Below are 26,415 nucleotides of genomic sequence, written 5' to 3'. Positions count from 1 at the left end.
AATTACCGCACCTTCAGCGTCGCCAGGCCAATCAGCACCAGCATCAGCGAAATAATCCAGAAGCGCACGATCACGCGCGGCTCTGGCCAGCCCTTCAATTCATAGTGGTGGTGAATCGGTGCCATGCGGAAAATACGTTGTCCGCGCAGCTTGAACGACCCCACCTGCAAAATCACCGACAGCGTTTCAACCACGAATACGCCGCCCATAATCAACAGTAAAAACTCTTGGCGCAGCAGCACCGCGATAGTGCCCAGCGCGCCGCCCAGTGCCAGTGAGCCAACATCACCCATGAAGACCTGAGCCGGGTAGGTGTTGAACCACAGGAAACCCAGACCGGCGCCCACGATGGCAGTACAGACAATCACCAATTCACCGGCGTGACGCAGATACGGGATGTGCAGGTAGTTGGCGAAGTTCATGTTACCGGTCGCCCAGGCCACCAGTGCAAAACCCGCAGCCACGAACACCGTTGGCATAATTGCCAGGCCATCCAGACCGTCGGTCAGGTTGACCGCGTTGCTGGTGCCGACAATCACAAAGTACGCCAATAGCACGTATAACAGGCCCAGCTGCGGCATGATGTCCTTAAAGAACGGCACAACCAGCTCGGTGGCTGGCGTGTCTTTTCCTACGGCATACATGGCGAAAGCAACCACCAGCGCAATCACCGACTGCCAGAAATATTTCCAGCGGGCAATCAGCCCCTTGGTGTCTTTGCGCACCACCTTGCGGTAGTCATCAACGAAGCCGACGATGCCGTAGCCCACCAGCACGAACAGTACGCACCACACGTAAGGGTTGGACGGATAGGCCCACATCAGCACCGAAACGGTGATGGAGGTCAGGATCATGATGCCGCCCATGGTCGGCGTGCCGCGCTTGCTGAAATGCGACTCTGGACCGTCGTTACGCACCACCTGGCCGAAGGACATCTCCTGCAGGCGTTTAATCACCCGCGGCCCCATCCACAAGGAGAGGAACAGCGCGGTCAGCAGGCTGACAATGGCTCGGAACGTCAGGTAGGAAAAGACGTTGAAGCCGGAATAATATTTGACCAAATGTTCGGCCAGCCAAACTAACATGGTGCTTTCTCCTGTAACGCGCGTACTACCTGCTCCATTGCGGCACTACGTGAACCCTTGATTAACACGGTAATTACCGCATGTTCTGACAGTAATTCCGCCACGCGCGCGATCACTGCTGCCTTATCCTGAAAATGTTCGCCATTACCCGAAGCTTCAATCAGCACCTGGCTTAACGGACCGACACCCAATACTTTGTCGACCCCTGCCAACCGGGCGGCTTCGCCCACCTGACGGTGACACTCTTCGGCTTCTGCCCCCAACTCTGCCATGTCACCCACCACCATCACGCGGTAGCCCGGCATTTCCGCCAATACCTGTGCGGCGGCAGTCATTGAACCGACGTTGGCGTTATAGCTGTCATCCAGCAGCAGCTGATGGTCAGAAAGTGCAATCGGGAACAAACGCCCCGGCACCGCCTGTAATTGCTTGAGCCCCTGACGCACCGCCTCAAGCGATGCTCCGGCCGACATGGCCAGCGCCGCAGCGGCCAACGCATTGGCTACGTTATGGCGCCCCGGCAACGGCAGTGCAATCTCTGCGGTGCCGAACGGACTGTGCAGCCTAAACTGCGTGCCCTTGCCGTTCACCTGCACGTCGCTGGCAAAGAAATCAACGCCTTCCGACGCCTGCGGCGAGAAGCGCCACACGGTTTTGCCGTCCAGCATGCTCTGCCAGTGCGGCCAGTCGTTGTTGTCGGCGTTGAGGATCGCCACACCGTCAGCCGGTAAACCGGCAAAAATTTCGCCTTTCGCCTGAGCGACGCCGGCCAAAGAGCCAAAGCCTTCCAGGTGGGCGGCCGCCAGGTTATTCACCAGGGCGGTTTGCGGACGGGTTAAAGCGGTGGTGTAAGCAATTTCGCCAATATGGTTGGCACCCAGTTCAATCACGGCAAAGTCATGCTGTGGCTGCAAACGCAACAGCGTCAGCGGCACGCCGATATCGTTGTTGAAGTTACCGGCGGTATACAGCACTTCACCGCATTCACGCAGAATGGCCGCGGCCATTTCCTTCACCGAGGTCTTGCCCGATGAACCGGTTAACGCCACTACGCGGGTCGGCACCTGCTGGCGAACCCAGGCAGCAAGCTGTCCCAACGCCAAACGGGTGTCTTTTACCACCAGTTGCGGAACCTCCACCAATAAGCGCTTACTTACCAGCAGTGCCCCGGCGCCAGCGGCTATCGCATCAACAGCAAAATCGTGAGCGTCGAAACGCTCGCCTTTCAGTGCCACAAACAGGCAGCCTGCGGTTACCTGACGGGTATCTGTCGTCACCTCAACGATTTGGCAATCGGCGCCGATCAACTCAGCGCTCAATACATCGGCCAGTGTCCGAAGGGAGACAGGGATCATGCTACTACCCCCAGCAGACGCGCTACGGTGGTACGATCGGAGTAATCCAAACGGCGATTCCCCACCAGTTGGTAATCCTCGTGGCCTTTACCCGCCACCAGTACCACATCTTGTTCTTTGGCTTGCATGATGGCGCTGGTTACCGCCTCCGCACGACCGTGGATCACCAGAGCGCGCCCGGCGTCCAGCAGGCCGGTAAGGATATCGGCGATAATCGCCTGCGGCTCTTCGGTACGAGGGTTGTCATCGGTCACTACTACGCGATCGGCGAACTGTTCTGCGATGCCGCCCATCAGTGGGCGCTTGCCTTTGTCACGATCGCCGCCGCAGCCAAACACACACCACAACTGCCCCAGGCAGTGCAGACGCGCGGCTTCCAATGCTTTTTCCAATGCGTCCGGGGTGTGGGCGTAATCGACCACTACCGTCGGTTTACCCGGCGCGTTGAACACTTCCATGCGGCCACAGACCGGCTGCAGCTGATTGCCGGTGGCAACCAATTTGGCCAGCGGGTAACCCAACGACAGCAGCGTCGCCAGTGCCAGCAGCAGATTGCTGACGTTGAAGGCTCCCATCAGACGGCTTTCAATCTCGCCGTCGCCCCAGCTTGAGCTGAAGTGGATAGTCGCGCCGTTATCGTGATAGTTGACCGCGGTAGTCTTCAGCCAGCGCCCATGGCAGCCTGGCTGCAGGTTATCCTGCATGGTAACGGCCACCGCATCCGGCAATTGGCTTAACCAGCGCTGACCGACTTCATCATCGGCATTGATAATCGCCTGACCCACTTCGTGACCGGCGAACAGCGACCACTTGGCCGCTTCGTAATTGGCCATGTCACCGTGGTAATCCAGATGGTCGCGGCTCAGGTTGGTAAATACCGCAGCGGCAAACGGCAACGCCGCCACACGGTGTTGCACCAGGCCGTGGGAAGAGACTTCCATCGCGGCAAGGGTCGCGCCCTGATCAACCAGTTCATTTAGCACGTGTTGAATATCCACCGCAGAACCGGTGGTATTCTCGGTTGGGCATACCTGGCCCAGCAGGCCGTTGCCCACGGTGCCCATCACTGCGCTGGTTTCACCCAACAGTTGGCCCCACTGTGCCAGCAGTTGAGTGGTGGTGGTCTTGCCGTTGGTCCCGGTGACGCCGACCAAACGCAGACGCTCTGCCGGCTCATGGTAAAAACGACCGGCCAATGCGGAAAGGCGCTGATTGAGCTGGCTCAGATAAATCACCGGCACGCCGTGCATTTCGGTGATAGTACCGTCTTCAGCCTGACCTTCAGCTTCGGCAATCACAGCGGCAACGCCCTGCGCGATAGCCTGCGGAATAAAGCGGCGTCCATCTGCCTGATGGCCAACAACGGCGACAAACAGATCCCCGGCAGCCGCAATACGGCTGTCTAATGTCATTTCCCGCAGCGCGCGCCCGGGCGCCGTTGGCACCCACGGAGCGAGTAAGTCGCGCAAATTACGATCGGCCACCTGAACCCTCTTTTCTGTTAATTACAAAATCGCTTTTCTCACCGGTAGGCAACGCGTCCGGCTCGACGTTCATGGTGCGCAACACGCCGCCCATGATGGCGCCAAATACCGGTGCGGAGATCGCACCACCGTAGTATTTCCCACCCTGCGGGTCATTGATGACCACCACCAGAGCAAAACGGGGATTACTCGCCGGCGCAACGCCGGCGGTATAAGCGATGTATCGGTTGACGTATTTGCCGTCCGGGCCCACCTTTTTGGCGGTACCGGTTTTGATGGCAATTCGGTAGCCCTTGATCGCGGCTTTCACCCCACCGCCGCCCGGCAGGGCAACGCTTTCCATCATGTGCACCACGGTGCGCACCAGAGGTTCAGGGAAGACGCGCTCACCGGCAACCGGTGGGTCAACTTTGGTAATCGACAGCGGGCGATAAACGCCCAGGCTGCCGATCGTGGCGTAGACTCGCGCTAACTGTAACGGGGTTACCATTAGCCCATAGCCGAAAGAGAAGGTGGCCCTCTCTATGTCAGACCACCGTTGTTTTTTTGGGTATATGCCACTGCTTTCTCCGACCAGCCCCAAATTGGTCGCTTTTCCCAATCCAAAACGAGAGTAAGTATCTACTAACGCTGAGGACGGCATCGATAACGCCAGTCGTGAAACACCGACGTTACTCGACTTCTGCAAGATCCCGGTCAGGGAGAGTTCCGCGTAACGCGCAACGTCCCTGATTTCCTTGCCGTTGATACGGTAAGGGACGGTATTGAGCACGCTGTTTTCTTTCACAATGCCGTGCTGCAATGCCGTCATGACCACCATAGGTTTTACGGTGGAGCCGGGTTCAAAAATATCGGTGATAGCACGGTTACGCATGGTTTCTTTCGGCGTACCGGCCATATTGTTCGGGTTATAAGACGGGCTGTTGGCCATCGCCAACACTTCGCCGGTGTTCACGTCCACCAGTACCGCGGTACCGGATTCAGCCTTGTTGAACGCCACGGCGTTGTTCAGTTCGCGATAAACCAGTGCCTGCAGACGTTCGTCGACGCTCAGCACCAGGTTATGCGCCGCCTGACTGTCGACCGAAGAAATGTCCTCGATCACCCTGCCAAAGCGGTCTTTACGTACGGTTCTTTCGCCCGGTTGCCCGGTCAGCCAGCGGTCGAAGCTCTTCTCTACGCCTTCAATCCCCTGACCGTCGATGTTGGTCACGCCGATGATATGCGAGGTCACCTGGCCGGACGGATAGTAGCGGCGAGACTCCTGACGCAGGTAAATGCCCGGCAGTTTCAGCTTGTGGATGTAGTCGCCAATCGCCGGATTCACCTGGCGCGCCAGGTAGACAAAGCGCCCTTTCGGGTTGGCGTTAATGCGTGTAGAAAGCTGATCCAGCGGGATATTCAGCGCATCAGACAGTGCCTTCCAGCGGCTGTCCAGCGTTATGCCACCGCGCTCATTGAGCTCTTTCGGGTCGGCCCAAATGGCGTTCACCGGCACGCTCACCGCCAGCGGCCGCCCTGAGCGATCGCTGATCATGCCGCGCGAAGTGGGCACTTCCTGCACGCGCAGTGAACGCATGTCGCCTTCTTTCACCAGGCGGTCCGGATTAATCACCTGCAGATAAGCCACACGCAGCATCAACCCAACCAACGCCAGCAAAATACAGCCGCACAGCAACGCAAAACGCCAGCTTACAAAGCTGGCCTGATCTTCCTGGCGTTTCAACTTACCGGGCCGTGCTGCTTTCATGCGTTCCCTTTCTACTCCGTGTAGTGATTTCAGTTAAACCATTCATTGTTTAACGATGATATTTTCCTGCGATGGATCAACATGTTGCATCTGCAGTTTTTCAGTAGCGATGCGCTCTACCCGACTGTGGTCCCCAAGAGCATTCTCTTCCAGGATCAGGTTGCGCCACTCAATGTCCAGAGCATCTCGCTCTAAAACCAGCTGCTCGCGCTCGGCGGTCAGCAAACGGGTGCGGTGCGCGGTAGTCACCACAAAAACCGCTGACACCAGCGAAGCAATCAGCAAAATCAACGGGATCTTGGCGTTACGCAGCAGATCGCCGCCAATCACCCCAACCAGGCCGTGACGCTCATTACCAATCACGCGGGCATCCTCTCGGCAATACGCAGCACCGAGCTACGTGCGCGCGGGTTTTCCGCCACTTCGGCATCCCCAGGCATCATCTTGCCCAGCGCTTTCAGCGTACGTCCGCCCATACTGCGCAATTGCGCTTCGGTCAGCGGAATACCGGCCGGCACCTGAGCGCCGCGGCTGTGGTGGCGAATAAAGCGTTTAACGATACGGTCTTCCAGCGAGTGGAAACTGATCACCGACAGGCGCCCCTGTGGAGCCAGCACTTCCAGCGCGCCGTCCAGCGCACGTTCGATCTCTTCCAACTCACTGTTGATGTAGATGCGGATCGCCTGGAAACTGCGGGTTGCCGGGTGTTTGTGCTTGTCCCGGAACGGGCTGGCGTTGGCGATCAAATCGGCCAGCTGTTTGGTGCGAGTCATCGGGTCGACCAGGTTTCTTTCCACGATGGCGCGAGCGATACGCTTGGCGAAACGCTCTTCGCCAAAGGTTTTCAGCACCCAGGCAATGTCGTCGGCTTCCGCTTTCATTAGCCACTCGGAAGCTGACTGACCGCTTGAGGAATCCATACGCATGTCCAGCGGCCCGTCACGCATGAAGGAGAAACCGCGCTCTGCGTCATCCAACTGCGGCGACGAAACGCCCAGATCGAGTAAAATGCCGTCAATCTGCCCCACCAGTTCGCGTTCCCGCACATAGTGTGACAAATCTGAAAAGGGGCCGTGTACGATGCTAAAACGAGGATCTTCAATAGACTTGGCGGCTGCAATCGCCTGTGGGTCGCGGTCAATTGCCAGCAAACGTCCTTCCGGCCCCAACTGGGACAGAATCAGACGCGAATGGCCACCGCGGCCAAAAGTACCGTCGATATATGTGCCGTTACTGCGAATATTAAGGCCGTTAACTGCCTCATCCAACAGTACGGTGGTGTGTTTATAATTTTCCAACATGCTTATAGCGACAAGTCCTGTAGCCGCTCAGACAACGGTTCCTGAGTCGACTGTTCTGCGTCAATATCATCCTTGACTTGTTGATACCAGGTCTGTTCATCCCACAGTTCAAACTTGTTGAACTGCCCGACCAGCATCACTTCTTTGGTAAGCCCGGCGTGTTGGCGTAGCGTTGTCGCTAACAGCAACCGACCGGCGCTATCCATCTGACACTCACTGGCATGTCCCAACAGCAAACGCTGAACGCGGCGCTCGGCGGGATTCATACTCGACAGACGGGATAACTTTTGCTCAATAATTTCCCATTCGGGTAGTGGGTAAAGCAGTAGGCAGGGCTGGTGGAGGTCAATGGTACAAACCATTTGGCCTTCCGATTGCTCGTTCAGCAATTCCCGGTAACGGGTGGGTACGGCAAGCCGCCCTTTGCTGTCGAGATTAACCATCGTTGCTCCACGGAACATGCCTGAGCTACCCCTCCACGACCGTTTTCACCACTTTACCCCACAAATTCCCACATAATGGAGTTTACGGAGGGTATGAAAACCTTGTCAAGCCAGAGCGCCAGCGCTTTGGCAATATTTCTTCGGTCATTTTGGGAGCTGGCTCGCGAAAGGAACGCTATTTATTAGATGATTAAAAATTAACATCATGATAAACGGGGAGAAATTTCTAAGCGGAAAGAGCGTGATTAAAAACCTGACAAATTGGCGATTAATTAACTCAATACTTCCTTCTGCAATCGATGTCTCATTTTTTAGCTCGGCAATCACATCCCTGTAACCCGGTGCGACCCGCACCGGACAAGGCTCGGCGCAAACTCGCCCTAAAGCCGAAATAGGGCTTAAGCCATTGAGTTAATAACACTCAACGCTTATTAGGCTGCAGGCCGGCCGCTATTTTACTTCAATTAAAGCCTCAGTGATAAGTGCGCTGAAAAAATAAATGACTCGGATATTACGAGCAGAGCTAATTTCTATTTAAATCAATTTAGTAAGATTATTCTCAAAATACCTGTTTACAATTATGGTTTCATTTCCTTACATCATTTATTCCCACAATTTTTACTGTGAAAAATCGCCCGTTCGCAACAAATAATGCAACTCATTGTTTTTAATTGAATAGTTTGAATTCATCCATTTTTAATCCCTTCGCGCCATATTCCTCAGCCTGAGCTCAGCACAAAAACCACGCAACGCCTTTAAATAAAAATATTCAGCTACTTAGTAAATTAAATGCAGAAGTGTAAACTACAAGAAGAATAAAAAACTAGTTTTAACACCTTAAAAGTAACAATTTAACAGAACATTAACCAATAATCATGGAGATTGCATCATGCTTTCGCCTGTTGCTCACTGGCGCAGCGCCGCCGCCGATACCTTTGCACTGGTGGTGTACTGCTTCATCGCCGGTATGGCGATAGAAATCCTGGTGTCCGGCATGAGCTTTCAACAATCACTCTCGTCCCGCCTGCTGTCGATCCCGGTAAATATCCTGATCGCCTGGCCCTATGGGCGCTATCGCGATCTGTTTATCCGTGTCGCCAGGCGCTTTCAACGCCAACCTTTTTTACTGCGTAACCTGGCCGATTTGTTGGCCTACGTCAGTTTCCAATCACCGGTCTATGCCGCCATCTTATGGAGCGTCGGCGCCGATGGGCAACAAATCATCACGGCGGTGACCAGCAATGCCGTGGTATCAATGGCGATGGGCGTGGTGTATGGCTATTTTCTGGAATACTGCAGAAGGTTGTTCAGGGTAGCGGGCTACGTGTGAAGCAGGAGCGCAACGGGCGCTCCTGTTTGGGTTTACTTCCGGCTAAGGCTGCCGCGGCGGAACAAATTACGGCGGATACGCGTCAGACCCGGCTTGGGTTTACGCGGCTCATCCAGGCTGGCCAGTACCAGTTCAAGCACCCGCTCAGCCACGTCACGATGGCGCTGAGCGACCGCCAGAACCGGACACTCAAGGAAGTCCAACAGCTCGTGATCGCCGAAGGTGGCGATGGCCAGATCGGTCGGCAAACGGCCACGTTGCTTCAGCGTCACATCCATCACCCCTTGCAACAAAGAGAATGAGGTAGTGAACAGCGCCTGGGGCATAGGATGGGTTTTCAGCCATTCGGCAAACAACACGCCGGCCGCCTCACGCTCATAGCTGTTGGCATACAGATAATCGACAGGTCGTTCGTCATCCTGCCAGGCTTCGCGGAAACCCTGCTCACGCAGGAAGCTGACGGAAAGCTCCGGCAACGCTCCCAGATACAGTACCGACTCCGCCGGGAAGGTACGAAGCTCCTGCGCCAGTGCGAAAGAATCCTCTTGGTCGGCCCCGACCACACTGATGAAATGCTCGCGATCCAGCGCCCGATCCAGTGCGATAATTGGCAGCGGATCATTGGCCCAGCGCTGATAGAACGGATGCTCCGGCGGCAAGGCGGTAGAAACGATTAACGCGTCGACCTGGCGTTGCAGCAGATGCTCAATACAACGCATTTCGTTATCCGGCTGATCTTCCGAACAGGCAATCAACAGCTGGTAACCGCGTTGACGGGCCTGACGCTCCAGATAATTGGCAATGCGGGTATAGCTGGTGTTTTCCAGATCCGGTATCACCAGACCTATTGAACGAGTTCGCCCGGCGCGCAACCCTGCCGCGACGGCATTCGGGTGATAGTTGTGCTCCCTGACCACGGCCATCACTTTTTCGACGGTTTTATCGCTGACACGATACTGCTTCGCCTTGCCGTTGATGACATAACTGGCCGTGGTGCGCGAAACGCCTGCGAGACGCGCGATTTCATCCAGTTTCACGTTAACCCCTTAATGACGCTGAAAATAGAAGTGAAAACCATGCTCGGATTAACCATCGCATCCTGTGCGGTTATTCAATCCAGCCTCTGCGATCTAACAGCAGAAAACACTGCCTAGCAACCGCTTTTGCCGAAAGGTGCCAGCAAACGGGCAAAAAACACCGAAAAACAAAGGGCGCAGCCTGGCCGCGCCCTCAGATTATGCCAATATCACGCCTCAGCGCATGATTTTATCGCCGCGCGACACGCCGACCACGCCGGAACGCGCCACTTCAACAATTTCGGCCACTTCACGCACCGCACTCAGGAATGCATCCAGCTTGTCACTGGTGCCCGCCAGCTGAACGGTGTACAGCGTGGCCGTGACGTCAACGATTTGACCGCGGAAAATGTCGGCGCAACGTTTCACCTCTTCGCGGCCATAACCGCTGGCCTGCAGCTTCACCAGCATGATTTCACGCTCAACGTGAGCACCCTGCACCAGTTCGCTAACGCGCAACACGTCTACCAGCTTATGCAGCTGTTTTTCGATCTGCTCCAATACCTTTTCATCGCCGACGGTTTGAATCGTCATACGTGACAAAGTGGGATCGTCGGTCGGGGCTACCGTCAGGCTTTCAATGTTGTAACCGCGCTGAGAGAACAAACCCACCACACGCGATAACGCACCGGATTCATTTTCCAGCAATACAGATAAAATACGGCGCATGATCAGGTCCTCTCCGTTTTGCTTAACCACATTTCGTCCATGCTTCCACCACGAATCTGCATTGGGTAAACATGTTCGGTCTCATCGACGGTCACGTCGACAAATACCAGGCGCTCTTTCTCGGCCAGCGCCTGAGCCAGTTTGCTTTCCAGTTCATCGGGCGTGCGAATGGCAATGCCCACGTGGCCGTAAGCCTCCGCCAGTTTGACGAAGTCCGGCAGGGAATCCATATAAGACTGGGAGTGACGGCCGGAATAAATCATGTCCTGCCACTGCTTCACCATACCCAGATAGCGGTTGTTAAGATTCACCACGATCACCGGCAGGTTGTATTGCAGCGCGGTGGACAGTTCCTGAATGTTCATCTGGATGCTGCCGTCGCCGGTGACACACACCACGGTTTCATCAGGCAGAGCCAGCTTCACGCCCAGCGCCGCCGGCAGACCAAAGCCCATGGTGCCCAATCCGCCGGAGTTGATCCAACGGCGTGGTTTGTCGAACGGATAGTAGAGTGCCGCGAACATCTGGTGCTGGCCGACATCGGAAGTGACATAAGCGTCCCCTCTGGTCAGCCGATGCAGGGTTTCGATCACTGCCTGCGGCTTAATGGTGCCGCTGTTTTTGTCGTAACCCAGGCAATCACGCGCACGCCACTGTTCGATAGCCTGCCACCAGTCGCGCAGCGCGTCGTGATCCTGCGCTTTATCTTCCTGCGCCAGCAGCTCCAGCATTTGGGTCAACACCTGCTTGGCATCGCCGACAATAGGAATATCGGCGTCTACCGTCTTGGAAATTGAGGTAGGATCAATGTCGATATGCAGCACGGTAGCGTTCGGGCAGTATTTGGCCAGGTTATTGGTGGTGCGATCGTCAAAACGCACGCCGACGGCAAAGATCACGTCAGAGTTATGCATGGTTTTGTTGGCTTCATAAGTGCCATGCATGCCGAGCATACCCACGCTCTGGCGATGCGTGCCGGGGAAGGCCCCCAACCCCATCAGGGTACAGGTGACAGGCAGATTCAGCTTCTCCGCCAGTTCCAGCAGCTCTGCGTCACAGGCCGAGTTGATCGCCCCGCCACCAACGTACATAACAGGTTTTTTGGCCGTCAGAATGGTGTGCAGTGCCCGTTTGATCTGCCCGCGATGCCCTTGCACCGTCGGGTTATAGGAACGCATGCTCACGTCCTGCGGATAGGCGTAAGGCATTCTCACCGCCGGGCCCACGATGTCTTTCGGCAAATCGATCACCACCGGCCCAGGGCGACCGGTTGAGGCCAGGTAAAAAGCCTTTTTCAATATGCCGGGAATATCTTCGGTACGTTTGACCAGGAAACTGTGTTTCACCACCGGGCGTGAAATCCCGACCATGTCGCACTCCTGGAAGGCATCATAGCCAATCAGCGAGCTGGGAACCTGACCGGAAAGCACCACCATCGGAATGGAGTCCATATAGGCGGTTGCAATACCGGTGATCGCATTGGTCGCTCCAGGTCCAGAGGTCACCAGCACCACCCCCACTTCACCGGTCGCACGCGCATAGCCATCGGCCATATGCACCGCACCTTGCTCATGGCGCACCAATATGTGGTCGATCCCTCCGACCGTATGCAGGGCGTCGTAGATATCGAGTACCGCCCCGCCCGGATAACCGAATACATGCTTAACGCCTTGATCGATCAACGATCGGACGACCATCTCGGCTCCTGACAACATCTCCATGGGTTTGCCTCCAGGCTAACTTATTCTTATCTGGCACCGGAACGTGGCACCTGTTGTGGGGCAATACCCCAAAATTTTTATGGATTGACTATAACCCATTAACATAACGTCAGAAGATAAGGCAGGCAAACGGCAAAATGGCACAACAACAGAAAGGTTACTGGCTACGGGCTGGGGATCGGGGATTTACAAAAACAATGCACTAGCCGCCGGCAAATCGGGCTAGGCATTGTTTCAGTCAGGTGGAGAATTACAGAACTATATCAGGCAAGAACGATGCTGATTTTTTAACCGGATAATCTGCCCCGGCAACAAGATTAAGTCTTATCCTGGTACATCGAGTCAATTTCACTCTGGTAGCGCTGCATAATCACCTTACGGCGCAGCTTTAGCGTTGGCGTCAGCTCACCCAACTCCATCGAAAAGGCCGCCGGCAACAGAGTAAATTTCTTCACCTGTTCGAACCGCGCCAACTCTTTTTGCATCTCGCGCAGACGGCTTTCGAACATTTCCAGAATATGGCTATGGCGCAGCAGTTCAAGCCGATCCTGATATTTCAGGTTGATGGACTTGGCATATTCTTCCAGCGACTCAAAACTGGGCACAATCAAGGCGGAGACAAATTTGCGGGCATCCGCGATGATTGCCACCTGTTCGATAAAGCGGTCTTGCGCCAGCGTGCCTTCAAGCATCTGCGGGGCAATGTACTTGCCGCCGGAGGTTTTCATCAGATCCTTAAGACGCTCGGTGATAAACAGATTTCCCCCTTCATCTATGGCACCGGCGTCGCCGGTCTTCAACCAGCCATCTGCAGTAAAGGAGGCGGCGGTTTCCAGCGGCTTATTGAAATAACCGCGCATCACCACCGGGCCACGCACCTGAATTTCACTTTCCTCGCCAATACGCACCTCTATCCCCGGCAGCGGCTTACCAATCGAGCCAAAGCGGAAATTGCCCTCTTCCCAGCAGGAAACGGTGGCGCAGGTCTCGGTCATGCCATAGCCATATTTGATGTTAATGCCCATCGCCTGGAAAAACAGAATGACGTTGTCGTCCAGTTTGGCACCGGCGGCCGGCAAGAAGCGCACTCGCCCACCGAGGATGCCGCGTAATTTGCTCAGCACCAGCTTGTCGGCCCAGCGGTGGGAAAGATCAAACAGCTTGCCCAGTGGTTTGCCGGCACGTTCCTGTAAAAACTTGCGTTCACCACAGACAATCGCCCAATGAAACAGGGCACGACGCAACCAGGGTGCACGCGCAACTTTCTCGTGCACCGCACTGAAGATTTTTTCGTAGAAACGCGGTACCGCACACATCAGCGTCGGACGTACTGCCGTCATGGCTTCACGCACCCAGTCGGTATTCGGCAAAAACACGTTTTGCGCGCCGGAATGCATAATGAAGAAGCTCCAGGCACGTTCGAACACATGCGACATCGGCAGGAAACTGAGAGAGACATCTTCTTCATTTACCGTCAGCCGCCCATCGTGCAGATAAAGCTGTGCCGCCAGGTTACGGTAATCCAGCATCACCCCTTTGGGTTCGCCGGTGGTACCGGAGGTATAAATCAGCGTGAACAGATCCTCCAGGCAGCAATCGGCAATGCGTTGCTGTAACTGCGATTCAAACGCCGCCAGATCGGCTTCGCGCTCAAAGGTGCTCAGGTGCTGAGCTATCTCACAGCCACGCAGATCGGCGTCATCATCAAATACAATAATGTGGATCAGTTGAGGGCAGACACCGCGCAACGCAATGGCGGCGTCCAGTTGAGCCTGCTCGCCAACGAACAAAATGCGGATATCGGCGTCATTAATGATAAAAGCCGCCTGGGCCGGCGTATTGGTGGCATACAGCGGTACGCTGACCCCACGTAACCGCAGCACGGCCAAATCCGCCAGCGACCAGGCCATGCAGTTATTGGCAAAGATCGCGATACGTTCCTGCACGTCGGTACCCAAAGCCAACAGCGCACTGGCGATGCGGCTGATATGCGTATCGACCTGTCGCCAGGTCAGTTGGCTTTCGCCACTGGGAGACCATTGGCGAAAAGCGGTGCAATCGGCACGCTGGGAAATTTGGTGCTGTATACGGTGAGTTAAATGGTATTGCAGCAGATTATTGATCATAGCGCCCTGAGCCTGAAATGAATCAAACAGTTAGCGTTGAGCAGGACATCTGGCTCTGCGTCTCAGCTTACACGTGTTTACTTTTTTTCGCGCAGTCTACCTACTCCATGGCGGCGGGAAAAGAGATTTCAGCGTAGAAGTGTGAGCTAAAACTCAGGTTAATTTCACCGCCTCCTCCAGTTGGACAGAAGGGTGATGAAAAGGTTTTATTTAGCTCACAAAATGGGTGTTCAACAGGCAGCGATGGAAACAGATAAAAACACCAGATGTAATAAATATCTCAGCACATAATTTTATAATGATAATTTTTAATGAAACTATCGAAATCTTTCGGAAGCGGTTAATTTAACACAGTTAAGCCAAGATATATCTTAGATAAACCCAAGATAATTCTTAACCAAAGCACGGGAAAATTATTCCCCCTATGGAAAACCACCACCTCGGGGGGTAATAATAGGCTGATTTATTCAGTCAACTCAGACTGGCCAAGCATCAGTTTCATCCATTGATGTCCCTTATCCCGTTCAGCCGACTCATGCCAGGACAGATAACAGGTCACCTTGTTTTCATTCCAGGGTAAAGGAATAAAACGCAGCTTTAAGGATTCAGCCTGCTGTCGAGCCAGCCAGGCCGGAACAATGGCAATCATGTCAGTACTGGATACTATATTCAGTACGCTGTATAAATCAGTACATTGTTGAGCCACGACTCGTTGCATAATTTCATCTATATAGTATGGCTTACTGAAAGAATAAAAGCTCTCGAGTGAAACTACCGCGTGTTGCTCCGCCAGGATTTGTTCCGGCGTAATGGATTTTTCTATCCTCGGATGCTTCCTGGAAAATACCAGCACCAGCTCGTCATCAAAAAGCGCCATACTTTTAAACTCTGAAGACTCAAAACTGGCATAGCCAACAACGAACTCAACCTCCTGGTAGCGTAATTGGTTATCGATGTTATTGGTTATATATGACTTTATTTTCAAATGGGTATGAGGCGCTATTTCCCTCATGTGATTGATTATGGTAGCCCCCAAACGCAAATCAAGCGGACTGCAAATGGCGATAGAGAAAGCTCGCTCACTGCTAAAGGGTTCAAACTCCGCTCCGGGCAGCTCATTTTGCACCAGCTGTAACGCCTGCCGAACCGGGCCAAACAGCTGCTTAGCCCGCACCGTAGGCTGGATCCCACGCCCACAGCGGACGAACAGCTCGTCATTAAACATCAGCTTTAAACGTGCAACGGCGTTGCTCACCGCTGGCTGCGACATCCCCAAAAAGCTCGCTGCCCGGGTAATATTCTGCATCTGCATAACGGCATCAAACACGGTGAGCAAATTCAGATCGACACTGCGCAAATGCAGTTCGCTGGTTTCTTTATCGATAACAACTCCTGAATTACATTCCGACATATCCCACTCCACTAAGTCCTGTGTAGATAATTCCCCACGCGTAATAAAAATGACAAAACAGCGCCATCTTGATTTCACACGGTAGAATTAGTTATCTCTCGCTCCGTTCATTTAAAACCAAGCTCAAGCATCATCCTATATACAAACATGGTTAAGATTTTGTTCTAATACACACTGGGTTTATTTTCTAACAGAGAGTCATCTCGCACACCATCAAAATAGACCCATTGTAGTAGCCCATCACCACACTATCATTTACCGTTTATATTTAATCAAACGATTAAATACAGCATGCATAACCGCCCTCTATTCATTAACGCCCATAGTTTTCCAACACCAGTCAGCCTTATGAACAATTCATAAAAAACATAACTGACAACAACATATTGATATCAAGAATACAAAACTCACAATTTTAATCTTTGGCTAGCACGCCTTCAGCAGTTTTGCATCTTTAATTTTAACCCAATCAACATCAGAAGCAATTGCGGCGATATATATTCATTTAATTTATGCTAACAGGCTCGCAAATCTCCCCTTACTTTTTATCTGACAATAGCATTTTTTACCGAATTATCCTCTACTGGCACCAGTCCGTTAATCTGGAGGTAAAGGAGTACCCTCATTTTCAATCAGGTGTTGACATAACCAAGCCAATAACGTATCAAATTAGGCAACGAAACTATTTTAGAGAGCTGAACCGCCATGAACTCTACTTTCCGTCTACTAGGCCTACTACTTAACGCATCTTGTTTGCGCGGTATGCCGGTGGACGCAGTTCAGAGCTGATTCAGCCCACCTCATAACAAACCCGCGCTACTGCGCGGGTTTTTTTTTACCCGCTTAGCGTGAAATAAACACGATAAGGAACCACCCTGATGAGCCAACAAGTCATTATTTTCGATACAACGCTGCGTGATGGTGAACAAGCGCTGCAAGCCAGCCTGAGCGTGAAAGAGAAGATTCAGATCGCGATGGCGCTGGAAAGAATGGGTGTCGACGTCATGGAAGTCGGCTTCCCGGTCTCCTCGCCGGGCGATTTTGAATCTGTGCAAACCATCGCGCGCCAGATTAAAAACAGCCGCGTATGTGGCCTGGCCCGTTGCGTGGATAAAGATATCGACGTCGCAGCCGAAGCGTTGCGCGTAGCCGAAGCCTTCCGTATTCACGTGTTCCTGGCCACCTCAACCCTGCATATTGAATCAAAATTGAAGCGCTCGTTCGACGAAGTGCTGGAGATGGCGATCCGCTCGGTGAAACGCGCCCGTAATTACACCGACGACGTAGAATTCTCCTGTGAAGACGCAGGCCGTACGCCAATCGATAACCTGTGTCGCGTGGTAGAAGCCGCGATCAACGCCGGTGCCACCACCATTAACATTCCGGATACCGTGGGCTACACCACGCCGAACCAGTTTGGTGGCATTATCACCACCCTGTATGACCGCGTACCGAATATCGATAAGGCCATTATCTCCGTCCACTGCCACGACGACCTGGGTATGGCGGTCGGCAACTCCATCGCCGCGGTGCAGGCGGGTGCTCGCCAGGTCGAAGGCACCTTGAACGGCATTGGTGAACGCGCAGGCAATACCTCGCTGGAAGAAGTGATCATGGCGATCAAAGTGCGCCAGGACATCATGAACGTGCACACCAATATCAATCATCAGGAAATTTTCCGCACCAGCCAAATCGTCAGCCAGCTGTGCAACATGCCGATCCCGGCCAACAAGGCTATCGTCGGTTCCAATGCCTTCGCCCACTCTTCTGGCATTCATCAGGACGGCGTGCTGAAAAATCGTGAAAACTACGAAATCATGTCACCGCAGACCATAGGTCTGAAAGATGTGCAGTTGAACCTGACCTCTCGTTCCGGCCGCGCTGCAGTGAAACACCGTATGGAAGAGATGGGCTACAAAGAACAGGACTACAACCTGGACAACCTGTACGCCGCCTTCCTGAAGCTGGCCGATAAGAAAGGTCAGGTATTCGATTACGATCTGGAAGCTCTGGCCTTCATTAATAAGCAGCAGGAAGAACCCGAGCATTTCAGCCTGGACTACTTCAGCGTGCAGTCAGGCAGCAGCATCATGGCCACCGCATCGGTGAAATTGATCTGTGGCGAAGAAGAAAAAGCCGAAGCGGCCACCGGCAACGGGCCGGTTGACGCGGTCTATCAGGCCATCAACCGCATTACCGGATACCCGATCGAGCTGGTGAAATACCAGTTAACCGCCAAAGGCCAGGGCCGTGACGCACTGGGCCAGGTGGATATCGTAGTGTCCTACAACGGCCGCCGCTTCCACGGCGTGGGTCTGGCGACAGACATTGTGGAATCCTCTGCCAAGGCGATGGTTCACGTATTAAATAATATTTGGCGCTCCCAGCAGGTAGAAAAAGAAAAACAGCGTCTGCAGCAAAGCAAACATCAAAATAATCAGGAAACGGTGTGAACATGACGAAGACCTACCACATTGCCGTCTTGCCCGGAGACGGAATCGGCCCGGAAGTAATGGCCCAGGCGCGTAAAGTGTTGAACGCAGTGCGTCAGCGCTTTGATATCCGCATCACTGAAGCCGAGTATGACGTCGGTGGCATCGCCATCGATCGCCATGGCAGCCCGCTGCCTCCGGCTACCCTCGCCGGTTGCGAGCAGGCCGATGCCATCCTGTTCGGCTCGGTCGGTGGCCCGAAGTGGGAACACCTGCCGCCGGCAGAGCAGCCTGAACGTGGCGCTTTGCTGCCGTTGCGTAAACACTTCAAACTGTTCAGCAACCTGCGCCCTGCCCGTTTGTATCAGGGGCTGGAAGAGTTCTGCCCACTGCGAGCCGATATCGCCGCACGCGGTTTCGATATTCTGTGCGTGCGTGAACTGACCGGCGGTATTTACTTTGGCCAGCCTAAAGGCCGCGAAGGCCAGGGCATGCAGGAACGCGCCTTCGATACCGAGGTGTATCACCGCTTCGAGATCGAGCGTATTGCACGCATCGCCTTTGAGTCTGCCCGCAAGCGTCGTAACAAAGTGACCTCGATTGATAAGGCCAACGTACTGCAAAGCTCCATTTTGTGGCGCGAAGTGGTTAATCAGGTCGCCCAGGATTACCCGGACGTGTCGCTGTCACATATGTACATCGACAACGCCACCATGCAGTTGATCAAGGACCCGTCCCAGTTCGACGTGCTGCTGTGCTCCAACCTGTTCGGCGACATTCTGTCCGACGAATGTGCGATGATCACCGGTTCGATGGGCATGCTGCCTTCCGCCAGCCTGAACGAACAGGGCTTTGGTCTGTATGAACCGGCCGGTGGCTCAGCGCCGGATATCGCGGGTAAAGGCATTGCCAACCCAATCGCCCAGATCCTGTCTGCCACCCTGCTGCTGCGTTACAGCCTGGGCGCCACGGAGGCGGCCGACGCCGTTGAGCACGCCATCAATCAGGCACTGGAACAAGGTTACCGTACCGCCGATCTGGCCGGTGTCGGCCCAGCCATCAGCACCGATGAAATGGGTGACATCATCGCCCGCTTTGTCGCTCAGGGGGCATAACATGTCTAAAACTTTATATCAGAAATTATACGATGCCCACGTGGTGTACTCAGCGCCGGAAGAAACCCCGCTGTTATATATCGATCGCCACCTGGTACACGAAGTGACTTCACCTCAGGCATTCGACGGCCTGCGCGCCATGGGCCGCAAAGTGCGCCAGCCGGGCAAGACTTTTGCCACCATGGACCACAACGTCTCTACCCAAACCAAAGACATCAACGCCAGCGGCGAGATGGCACGCATTCAGATGCAGGAACTGATCAAGAACTGCGAAGAGTTTGGCGTATTGCTGTATGACCTGAACCACCCATACCAGGGCATCGTACACGTGATCGGCCCAGAGCAGGGCATGACACTGCCGGGTATGACCATCGTCTGCGGCGACTCCCACACCGCGACTCACGGTGCTTTCGGTTCGCTGGCGTTTGGTATCGGCACCTCCGAAGTGGAGCACGTGTTGGCGACCCAAACCCTGAAGCAGGGCCGCGCCAAGACCATGAAAATTGAAGTGACCGGCGACGCCGCGGAAGGCATCACGGCGAAAGACATCGTACTGGCGGTGATCGGCAAAACCGGCAGCGCCGGCGGCACCGGCCACGTAGTGGAATTCTGCGGCAAGGCCATTCAGGCGTTGAGCATGGAAGGCCGCATGACGCTGTGCAACATGGCGATCGAAATGGGTGCCAAAGCCGGGCTGGTTGCGCCGGACGACACCACCTTTGATTACCTGAAGGGCCGTCAGTTTGCGCCAACCGGCAGCAACTGGGAACAGGCCGTTGCCTACTGGCGCACGCTGAAATCCGACGACGATGCCAAGTTCGATACCGTTGTCACCCTGCGTGCTGAAGACATCGCGCCACAGGTGACCTGGGGAACCAACCCTGGTCAGGTTATCGCCGTCAACCAGACCATCCCGGCCCCTGAGTCGTTCAGCGATCCGGGTGAGCGTGCCTCGGCCGAAAAAGCCCTGGCCTATATGGACCTGAAACCGGGCATCAAGCTGACAGAAGTGCCGATCGACAAAGTCTTTATCGGTTCCTGCACCAACTCACGCATTGAAGACTTGCGTGCAGCGGCTGCCATCGCCAAGGGCCGCAAGGTTGCCAGCGGTGTTCAGGCCATCGTGGTACCCGGCTCCGGCCCGGTAAAAGCGCAGGCGGAAGCCGAAGGCCTGGATAAAATCTTTATCGATGCCGGTTTTGAATGGCGCCTGCCGGGCTGCTCAATGTGTCTGGCGATGAACAACGACCGCCTGAATCCCGGCGAACGCTGTGCCTCCACCAGCAACCGTAACTTTGAAGGGCGTCAGGGCCGCGGTGGGCGTACTCACCTGGTCAGCCCGGCAATGGCCGCTGCGGCCGCTATTGCCGGCCATTTCGCCGATATCCGTGATATTCACTAAGGAAGGCTACCGTGGCTAAATTTACTCAACATACCGGTTTAGTGGTGCCTTTGGATGCGGCGAACGTCGATACCGATGCCATTATTCCAAAACAGTTTTTGCAGAAGGTGACGCGCACCGGTTTTGGTAAGCACCTGTTTAACGACTGGCGTTTTCTGGACGATGCCGGCCAGCAGCCAAACCCGGAGTTTGTCCTGAATAAACCGCGCTACAAAGGCGCCAGCATTTTGCTGGCCCGGGAAAACTTCGGCTGCGGCTCATCACGCGAGCATGCGCCCTGGGCGCTGACCGACTATGGTTTTAGAGTGGTGATTGCCCCCAGCTTTGCCGATATCTTCTACGGCAACTCGCTCAATAACCAGCTGCTGCCGGTTAAGCTAAGCGAACAGGACGTGGAAACGCTGTTCCAGCTGGTGGCTGCCAATGAAGGCATTGAATTTGAAGTTGACTTGGAAAACCAGACGGTCAAAGCCGGTGGCAAAAGCTATCCGTTCGAGATTGATAGCTTCCGCCGTCACTGCATGATTAACGGGCTGGACAGTATCGGCCTGACGCTGCAGCACGAAGCGGATATTTCCCGCTACGAGGCGCAGCAACCCGCCTTTCTGAACTGATATTAATCACCCGCCGCCAGGCGGGTGTTTTTTTATTATTAATAACCGCTTACCAGTAGCCCAGCCACTTCCACCAAGCCCCACCAATCAATATCCAAATCAGCAGGTTGACCACGCTCATCACAAAGCCGGCTTTCCACCACTCACCCAAGGTCGCATAGCCGGAGCCAAAGACAATCGGTGCCGTGCCGGTACCGTAGTGGGTCAGCGACATCATCAGCGAGGAAGAGAACGCCAGGATCAAGCCCAGCAGCGCGGGTGGAGCACCCAGTGCAATGCCGGCGGCAAAGAACGCGGCAAACATGGCGGTAACGTGCGCGGTGGTGCTGGCAAAGAAGTAATGCGAATACAGATAGATAAGGGTCAATAGGATGGTGCCGCCAATCCAACTCATTCCCATATGATCAATCCCACTGCCCACGGTTTGTGACAGCCAACCAATCAACCCCAACTTGCCGAGGAAGCTGGCCATCATCACCAACGCGGAGAACCACACCACCGTGTCCCAGGCCCCCTTGTGCTTGAGCACATCTTCCCAGCTCAATACCCCGGTCGCGAGCAGCACCGCCAGACCAATCAGCGCCGCCGTGGTTGGGTTAACCGCCAGTGCCGGGCCGAAGATCATCGCCGGAATACCAGCCCACAGCACCAACAGCAGGGCAAACACCGCCAGCGTGATTTTCTCCGGCAGCGTTACCGGCCCCAGGGCCTGTAGCTTTTCACGAGCGAAACGCGGCGCGTCCGGGGTGCTTTTCACCTCCGGCGGGTAGAGCAGGTAAATCACCAAGGGCATGACAATCAGCGAACACAGCCCAGGCACCAGTGCGGCCACCGCCCACATGGACCAGGACAGCTCGAAGTTGCCATGAGTGCCCTTGGCAATCAGGCTGACGATCAACGGGTTCGGCGCGGTAGCGGTGATAAACATCGCTGAAGTGATCGGGTTGATATTGTAATTGACCAACGACAGATAGCGGCCAATCTTGCCGGAGGTATTGAGCTCGGGTTTGGAGCCGAAGCTGTCGGCAATCGACTTCATAATCGGATGGATAATCCCGCCGCCACGCGCGGTGTTACTTGGGGTCACCGGCGCCAGGGTGGTTTCCGCCAGCGTCAATGCATAGGCGATCCCCAGCGTCTTTTTACCAAACAGCGAGATGAAGTAATAACCGATACGCGCCCCCAGCCCGGTTTTGTTCAGGCTGAGTGAGATCATGATCGAAAAACCAATCAGCCAGATCAACTGGTTGGAGAACCCGCTGAGCGCGTCATTGAGCGCAGCACCGGGTTTGTCGGGGTTGGTGACGCCGGTTACCGCCACCAGTGCAATGGCCACGATGGAAACGGCACCTATAGGCATGGCTTTACCGATGATGGCGATGATGGTACCGATAAACAGCGCCAGCAAATGCCAGGCATTGGGTGCCACGCCCTCAGGCACCGGGATCACAAACCAGATGAGTAAAGCAGCGGCGACGGCACACAGAGAAGGGACGGGCTTGAGCGGCGTTAGTTTATCCATAACATACCCACTTTTCTAAACGGAACGGCATCTTGGCAGCAAGATGAGCGGGAACGCGCTCATCGCGTTCCGGGTCCGTTCAGCTTGGGGGGCGGGCGTAATGTTCTCAATGACATGCGTCAAGGTTGGTGACGTTTAAGCTCACACTTCCCGCACGCGGGCACTCATCCACAGCGCCACTACTGCCAGGATAGTCGCCAACCAGTAAACCGCATAGTGCCCCAGGTTTTCCACCAGCGCCCCCTGCAGCACCCCGGCTAGGATCACCCCGGTGGAAATACTGTTGGTAAACAGCGTGGTCGCCGCCCCCGGTCGTCCCGGCATCAGGTCCTGGAAATAGAGCATGCCAATACCGGCGATGATGCCGATAAATATGGCGTTGAACAGCTGTAATACCATCAGCGCCAGCTTAAATTTAAACACCACCAATCCGGCATAAAACAGGATACCGGCCGCCACGGCGAACAGCATCATATTGCGCTTGCCGAACCTTTTGACGTAGTAACCCGCCAGCAACATCGCCGGGATCTCCAGCCCGGCGGCCGTGCCCATCAGCAGCCCGGCAAGGTTTTCCGGCAGGCCCAAATCGGCGGTGATATACAGCGGCATATCGATGATATACATGGTATTGCAGGTCCACATCAGCATCGACGCAATAAACAAACGACGTACATCGCGGTTGCGCCAGGCGCTGACGGGGACCATCGGAACCGAAGCAGTAGCGTTCAGCTCCGTACTACTCGGCTCCGCACGTGGCACAGAAGGCAGGGTAAACCACACCAGCAATGCGCAAATCGCGAAGGTCGCAGCGGCAATCATGAACATCCAGGTAAATCCGTAGTTCAGCGCCAGCGTAAATGACAGCGGCGGGCCAATCACCCAGGCCAGCGACAGTTGTGCACGCATCACCGAGCTGAACATCACCACTTCGCGCGCCGAACTGTCTGCATATTCTCGTGCCAGCGCAAAAATCTGTGGCATCGCGGTATTGGCAATTGCCGACAGCAATACCCCGGCGGTGATCAGCGTCAGGTAGTCACGGTTAAAGGCAAACAGCAGGCAGTTACCGACCGCCATCAGGCAGCACAGCAAAATCAACTTGCGACGATCGCCGCGCGTATCCGAACGCTTGGCCAACAAGAAACTGACCGCGATGCCGACAATGGCGTTGACGGTATAGAACAGGCCAACCCACAGCGGCCGTACCTTAACCTCGGTGGTCAGGAACAGGCTCAGCGTCGGCGCCAAAAGCGCGCCGGCAATGCCGGAAAGAAAGGCAATCAGCAGGAATGCGGCAAAGACGGGATTAAAGCGGCGTGGCAGCCAGCGCTGACGTTTCATCTCTTCGTTCCTGACCCTAAAGCGGAAGACAGAACCTTAGGCTACGGTGGCAAAATTGCAAGAATATCCCCGCGACCGAGAATAAAAAAACCAGTGGGTATGACCCCACTGGCTGGTGAACAACACCATTACTCAGAAACTTTTTCTACCCGAGCCTCACAGATGCTCACGGTATTGCTTATCCGTCATGGAGTGGATGTCCCACTGGGTCAGGTGGGCCAGCATCTCCAGCCGCGCCTGTTCAGGCACCAGCCCCAGCCAATCGGCCCGCTGGCGACGCACCGCGCTGAAATAGCGCTGATAGAACTGTTTTGACAAGAAAACTTTCATCCGTCGCCCTCCCCCTTTCATTGAGGAAAATTATCGGCGTAATATAGGGAAAGATAAATTGATGGGTTGATGCCGGAGCGTTCCTCTTTTATGTCCACCTCCAGATTGCAACAGCAGTTCATTCGCCTGTGGCAGCGCTGCCACGGCGAGCCGACCGAAACCACCCTGCAGGAGCTGGCCGAAGTGCTCAGCTGTTCGCGCCGCCACGTGCGTTCGCTATTGGGGGCCATGCAGCACCAGGGCTGGTTAACCTGGCAGGCCGAGTCCGGGCGCGGCAAGCGTTCACGGCTCACCTTCCACTACACCGGCCTGGCACTGCAACAGCAGCGGGCGGAGGAATTGCTGGAGCAAGACCGTATCGATCAACTGGTGCAACTGGTCGGCGATAAAAACGTGGTGCGCCAAATGCTGCTATCGCAGCTGGGACGCAGCTTTCGTCAGGGGAAACACATCCTGCGGGTGCTCTACTATCGCCAGTTGTATAACCTGCTGCCCGGGTCGGCGCTGCGGCGCTCGGAAACCCATCTGGCACGGCAAATTTTCAGCGGCCTGACGCGCATAAATGAGGAAAATGGGGAACTGGAGTCTGATCTTTCGCATCACTGGCAAGCTTTGACCCCGCTGCATTGGCGTTTTTATCTCCGCCCGGCGATTCATTTTCACCATGGGCGCGAGCTGGAAATGGAGGATGTCATCAGTTCGCTCAATCGATTGATGCCGCAGCCGTTGTTTTCCCATATTGAACGTGTGACCTCACCGACGCCTTATGTGATCGACGTGCATTTGCACAGTCCCGATTACTGGCTGCCGTGGCTGCTGGGCAGCGTGCCCGCGATGATCCTGCCGCGCGAATGGCAGAGTCTGCCGGACTTCTCGCGCCACCCGGTGGGCACCGGACCATATAGCGTAGTACGCAACCACCGCAGCCAGATGAAAATCCACGCCTTTGACGATTACTTTGGCTACCGCGCGCTGATCGATGAGGTGAATATCTGGGTACTGCCGGAAGTGACCGAAGAACTGGTGCATTCCGGCGTCCAGTTGCAGGCGGACGACACCGGCAAAAACGAACTGGAAAGCCGGCTGGAAGAAGGCTGTTATTTCCTGCTGTTCGATCAGCGTTCGCCACTGGCGGCCGATCCGGCCATTCGCAGTTGGCTGTGCGAGTTGATCAACCCCATTGCGCTGCTGAGCAATGCCGGCCCGGTCTATCAACGCTATTGGTCGCCGGCCTACGGCCTTCTGCCGCGCTGGCATCACAACCGCGCACTGGCACAATTGCCCAAACCGGACGGGTTGACCGAGCTGACGTTGACTTACTACAGCGAGCACTCGGAGTTTCACGCCATTCAATTGGCGATCGAGCCCCTGCTGGCGCAGCAGGGTATCAAGCTGAAGATCCAGGCCGTGGATTACGACACCTGGCATAAAGGCGAAGCCATCAGCGATCTGTGGCTCGGCAGCGCCAACTTCTATCTGCCGCTGGAGTTCTCGCTGTTCGCCACCCTGTATGAACTGCCGCTGATGCAGCACTGCATGAACGAAGATCTCGCTGAGGATGCCGCGTTGTGGCGCGCCAATAGCCTGCCGCTGGCCGATTTTTGCCAGCGCCTGGTCAGCAATCATCAGTTACACCCGCTGTTCCACCACTGGTTGCAATTGCACGGCCAGCGCAGCATGCGCGGCGTACGGATGAATACCCTGGGCTGGTTTGATTTTAAATCCGCCTGGTTTGCGCCGCCGGAAGCATAAGCGCCTTTCACCGACGCCCGTTAGTCTTTACAATGACGCCGTCTCAACGGGGTGCAAAATGCGGCGTGCCGATTTTGCTGAGAACAAACCCGTCGAACCTGATCCGGTCAATACCGGCGGAGGGATTTGAGCCCAGCGAACCGGCAGCCGCCGCTC

At 55.1% G+C, this 26,415-nt stretch carries 21 protein-coding genes and 1 riboswitch; of the genes, 6 read left to right on the top strand and 15 right to left on the bottom strand.

Translation table 11 applies throughout. The features are described 5' to 3' along the window. Positions 1–2: 2 nt before the first annotated feature. The 7 genes from mraY to mraZ are packed head-to-tail and all read right to left on the bottom strand — an operon-like array spanning position 3 to position 7,436. The gene (gene mraY / locus SERS4_RS0104270) at positions 3–1,085 is read right to left on the bottom strand and encodes a phospho-N-acetylmuramoyl-pentapeptide-transferase (RefSeq protein WP_012005208.1); all 1,083 of its coding nucleotides are present in this window, start codon (positions 1,083–1,085) and stop codon (positions 3–5) included. Further along, positions 1,079–2,440 (bottom strand): UDP-N-acetylmuramoyl-tripeptide--D-alanyl-D-alanine ligase, encoded by a 1,362-nt coding sequence (gene murF / locus SERS4_RS0104265; RefSeq protein ID WP_017891601.1) that lies wholly within the window; start codon positions 2,438–2,440, stop codon positions 1,079–1,081. The genes mraY and murF overlap by 7 nt, the downstream gene beginning before the upstream one ends. Beyond that, the gene (gene murE / locus SERS4_RS0104260) at positions 2,437–3,924 is read right to left on the bottom strand and encodes a UDP-N-acetylmuramoyl-L-alanyl-D-glutamate--2,6-diaminopimelate ligase (protein ID WP_017891600.1); all 1,488 of its coding nucleotides are present in this window, start codon (positions 3,922–3,924) and stop codon (positions 2,437–2,439) included. Before murE ends, murF begins: the two co-directional genes overlap by 4 nt. Then, positions 3,911–5,674 (bottom strand): peptidoglycan glycosyltransferase FtsI, encoded by a 1,764-nt coding sequence (locus tag SERS4_RS0104255; protein WP_012005205.1) that lies wholly within the window; start codon positions 5,672–5,674, stop codon positions 3,911–3,913. Before SERS4_RS0104255 ends, murE begins: the two co-directional genes overlap by 14 nt. A 42-nt stretch (positions 5,675–5,716) precedes the next feature. Further along, a complete protein-coding gene (gene ftsL / locus SERS4_RS0104250; protein WP_012005204.1) occupies positions 5,717–6,037 on the bottom strand; it encodes a cell division protein FtsL in 321 nt (106 codons plus the stop codon). After that, positions 6,034–6,975 carry a 16S rRNA (cytosine(1402)-N(4))-methyltransferase RsmH gene (gene rsmH / locus SERS4_RS0104245; protein WP_017891599.1) on the bottom strand — a complete coding sequence of 314 codons (942 nt, stop codon included), beginning with the start codon at positions 6,973–6,975 and terminating at the stop codon, positions 6,034–6,036. The genes ftsL and rsmH overlap by 4 nt, the downstream gene beginning before the upstream one ends. A gap of 2 nt (positions 6,976–6,977) precedes the next feature. Further along, positions 6,978–7,436, bottom strand: coding sequence for a division/cell wall cluster transcriptional repressor MraZ (gene mraZ / locus SERS4_RS0104240; protein WP_012005202.1), 459 nt, complete (start codon positions 7,434–7,436; stop codon positions 6,978–6,980). 871 nt (positions 7,437–8,307) lie between these two features. Between mraZ and SERS4_RS0104235 the strand changes: the two genes are divergently transcribed. After that, positions 8,308–8,748, top strand: a complete 441-nt coding sequence (locus tag SERS4_RS0104235) for an L-alanine exporter AlaE (protein ID WP_012005201.1) — start codon at positions 8,308–8,310, stop codon at positions 8,746–8,748. Between the two features lie 32 nt (positions 8,749–8,780). Here SERS4_RS0104235 and cra read toward each other — a convergent pair whose 3' ends face one another. From cra to leuO, 5 genes are all read right to left on the bottom strand, one after another. After that, positions 8,781–9,785 carry a catabolite repressor/activator gene (gene cra / locus SERS4_RS0104230; protein WP_012005200.1) on the bottom strand — a complete coding sequence of 335 codons (1,005 nt, stop codon included), beginning with the start codon at positions 9,783–9,785 and terminating at the stop codon, positions 8,781–8,783. 216 nt (positions 9,786–10,001) lie between these two features. Next, positions 10,002–10,493 carry an acetolactate synthase small subunit gene (gene ilvN, locus SERS4_RS0104225; RefSeq protein ID WP_004932806.1) on the bottom strand — a complete coding sequence of 164 codons (492 nt, stop codon included), beginning with the start codon at positions 10,491–10,493 and terminating at the stop codon, positions 10,002–10,004. Positions 10,494–10,495: 2 nt separating this feature from the next. Further along, on the bottom strand, positions 10,496–12,214 hold the full coding sequence (gene ilvI / locus SERS4_RS0104220) for an acetolactate synthase 3 large subunit (protein ID WP_012005199.1): 1,719 nt from the start codon (positions 12,212–12,214) through the stop codon (positions 10,496–10,498). Between the two features lie 317 nt (positions 12,215–12,531). Then, positions 12,532–14,340, bottom strand: coding sequence for a long-chain fatty acid--CoA ligase (locus SERS4_RS0104215; RefSeq protein WP_017891596.1), 1,809 nt, complete (start codon positions 14,338–14,340; stop codon positions 12,532–12,534). 463 nt (positions 14,341–14,803) lie between these two features. Then, the gene (leuO, locus tag SERS4_RS0104210) at positions 14,804–15,751 is read right to left on the bottom strand and encodes a transcriptional regulator LeuO (RefSeq protein WP_017891595.1); all 948 of its coding nucleotides are present in this window, start codon (positions 15,749–15,751) and stop codon (positions 14,804–14,806) included. An 878-nt stretch (positions 15,752–16,629) separates the two neighbouring features. Between leuO and leuA the strand changes: the two genes are divergently transcribed. From leuA to leuD, 4 genes are read left to right on the top strand one after another with little or no spacing between them, the layout of a single operon-like run. Then, complete coding sequence (gene leuA, locus SERS4_RS0104205) at positions 16,630–18,204, top strand: 2-isopropylmalate synthase (RefSeq protein WP_017891594.1); 1,575 nt, start codon at positions 16,630–16,632, stop codon at positions 18,202–18,204. A gap of 2 nt (positions 18,205–18,206) precedes the next feature. After that, entirely contained in the window at positions 18,207–19,298 is a 1,092-nt protein-coding gene (gene leuB / locus SERS4_RS0104200) for a 3-isopropylmalate dehydrogenase (protein WP_012005195.1), read from the top strand. A 1-nt stretch (position 19,299) separates the two neighbouring features. Next, the gene (gene leuC / locus SERS4_RS0104195; protein WP_012005194.1) at positions 19,300–20,700 is read left to right on the top strand and encodes a 3-isopropylmalate dehydratase large subunit; all 1,401 of its coding nucleotides are present in this window, start codon (positions 19,300–19,302) and stop codon (positions 20,698–20,700) included. Positions 20,701–20,711: 11 nt separating this feature from the next. Then, positions 20,712–21,314: a 3-isopropylmalate dehydratase small subunit gene (gene leuD, locus SERS4_RS0104190; RefSeq protein WP_017891592.1), complete on the top strand. Its 603-nt coding sequence runs from the start codon at positions 20,712–20,714 to the stop codon at positions 21,312–21,314. A gap of 49 nt (positions 21,315–21,363) precedes the next feature. On the opposite strand, the gene SERS4_RS0104185 is transcribed toward leuD, so the two are convergent. The 3 genes from SERS4_RS0104185 to sgrT all read right to left on the bottom strand — a co-directional run bounded on the left by SERS4_RS0104185 (position 21,364) and on the right by sgrT (position 24,507). Further along, on the bottom strand, positions 21,364–22,836 hold the full coding sequence (locus SERS4_RS0104185; protein ID WP_017891591.1) for a DASS family sodium-coupled anion symporter: 1,473 nt from the start codon (positions 22,834–22,836) through the stop codon (positions 21,364–21,366). Positions 22,837–22,977: 141 nt separating this feature from the next. Beyond that, positions 22,978–24,177: a sugar efflux transporter gene (locus tag SERS4_RS0104180; RefSeq protein ID WP_017891590.1), complete on the bottom strand. Its 1,200-nt coding sequence runs from the start codon at positions 24,175–24,177 to the stop codon at positions 22,978–22,980. 156 nt (positions 24,178–24,333) lie between these two features. Next, a complete protein-coding gene (gene sgrT, locus SERS4_RS26115) occupies positions 24,334–24,507 on the bottom strand; it encodes a glucose uptake inhibitor SgrT (protein WP_012005190.1) in 174 nt (57 codons plus the stop codon). A 90-nt stretch (positions 24,508–24,597) separates the two neighbouring features. On the opposite strand from sgrT, the gene sgrR reads away from it, so the two are divergent. Beyond that, positions 24,598–26,259 carry an HTH-type transcriptional regulator SgrR gene (sgrR, locus tag SERS4_RS0104170; RefSeq protein WP_017891589.1) on the top strand — a complete coding sequence of 554 codons (1,662 nt, stop codon included), beginning with the start codon at positions 24,598–24,600 and terminating at the stop codon, positions 26,257–26,259. Between the two features lie 37 nt (positions 26,260–26,296). Then, a riboswitch (TPP riboswitch) is annotated at positions 26,297–26,402 on the top strand. The last annotated feature ends 13 nt before the right edge of the window (positions 26,403–26,415 follow it).

It is taken from the genome of Serratia sp. S4, assembly GCF_000347995.1.
Taxonomy (GTDB): Bacteria; Pseudomonadota; Gammaproteobacteria; order Enterobacterales; family Enterobacteriaceae; genus Serratia; species Serratia quinivorans.
The sequence above is the reverse complement of the archived record's forward strand: the minus strand, read 5'-3'. Positions and strand labels throughout refer to the sequence as shown.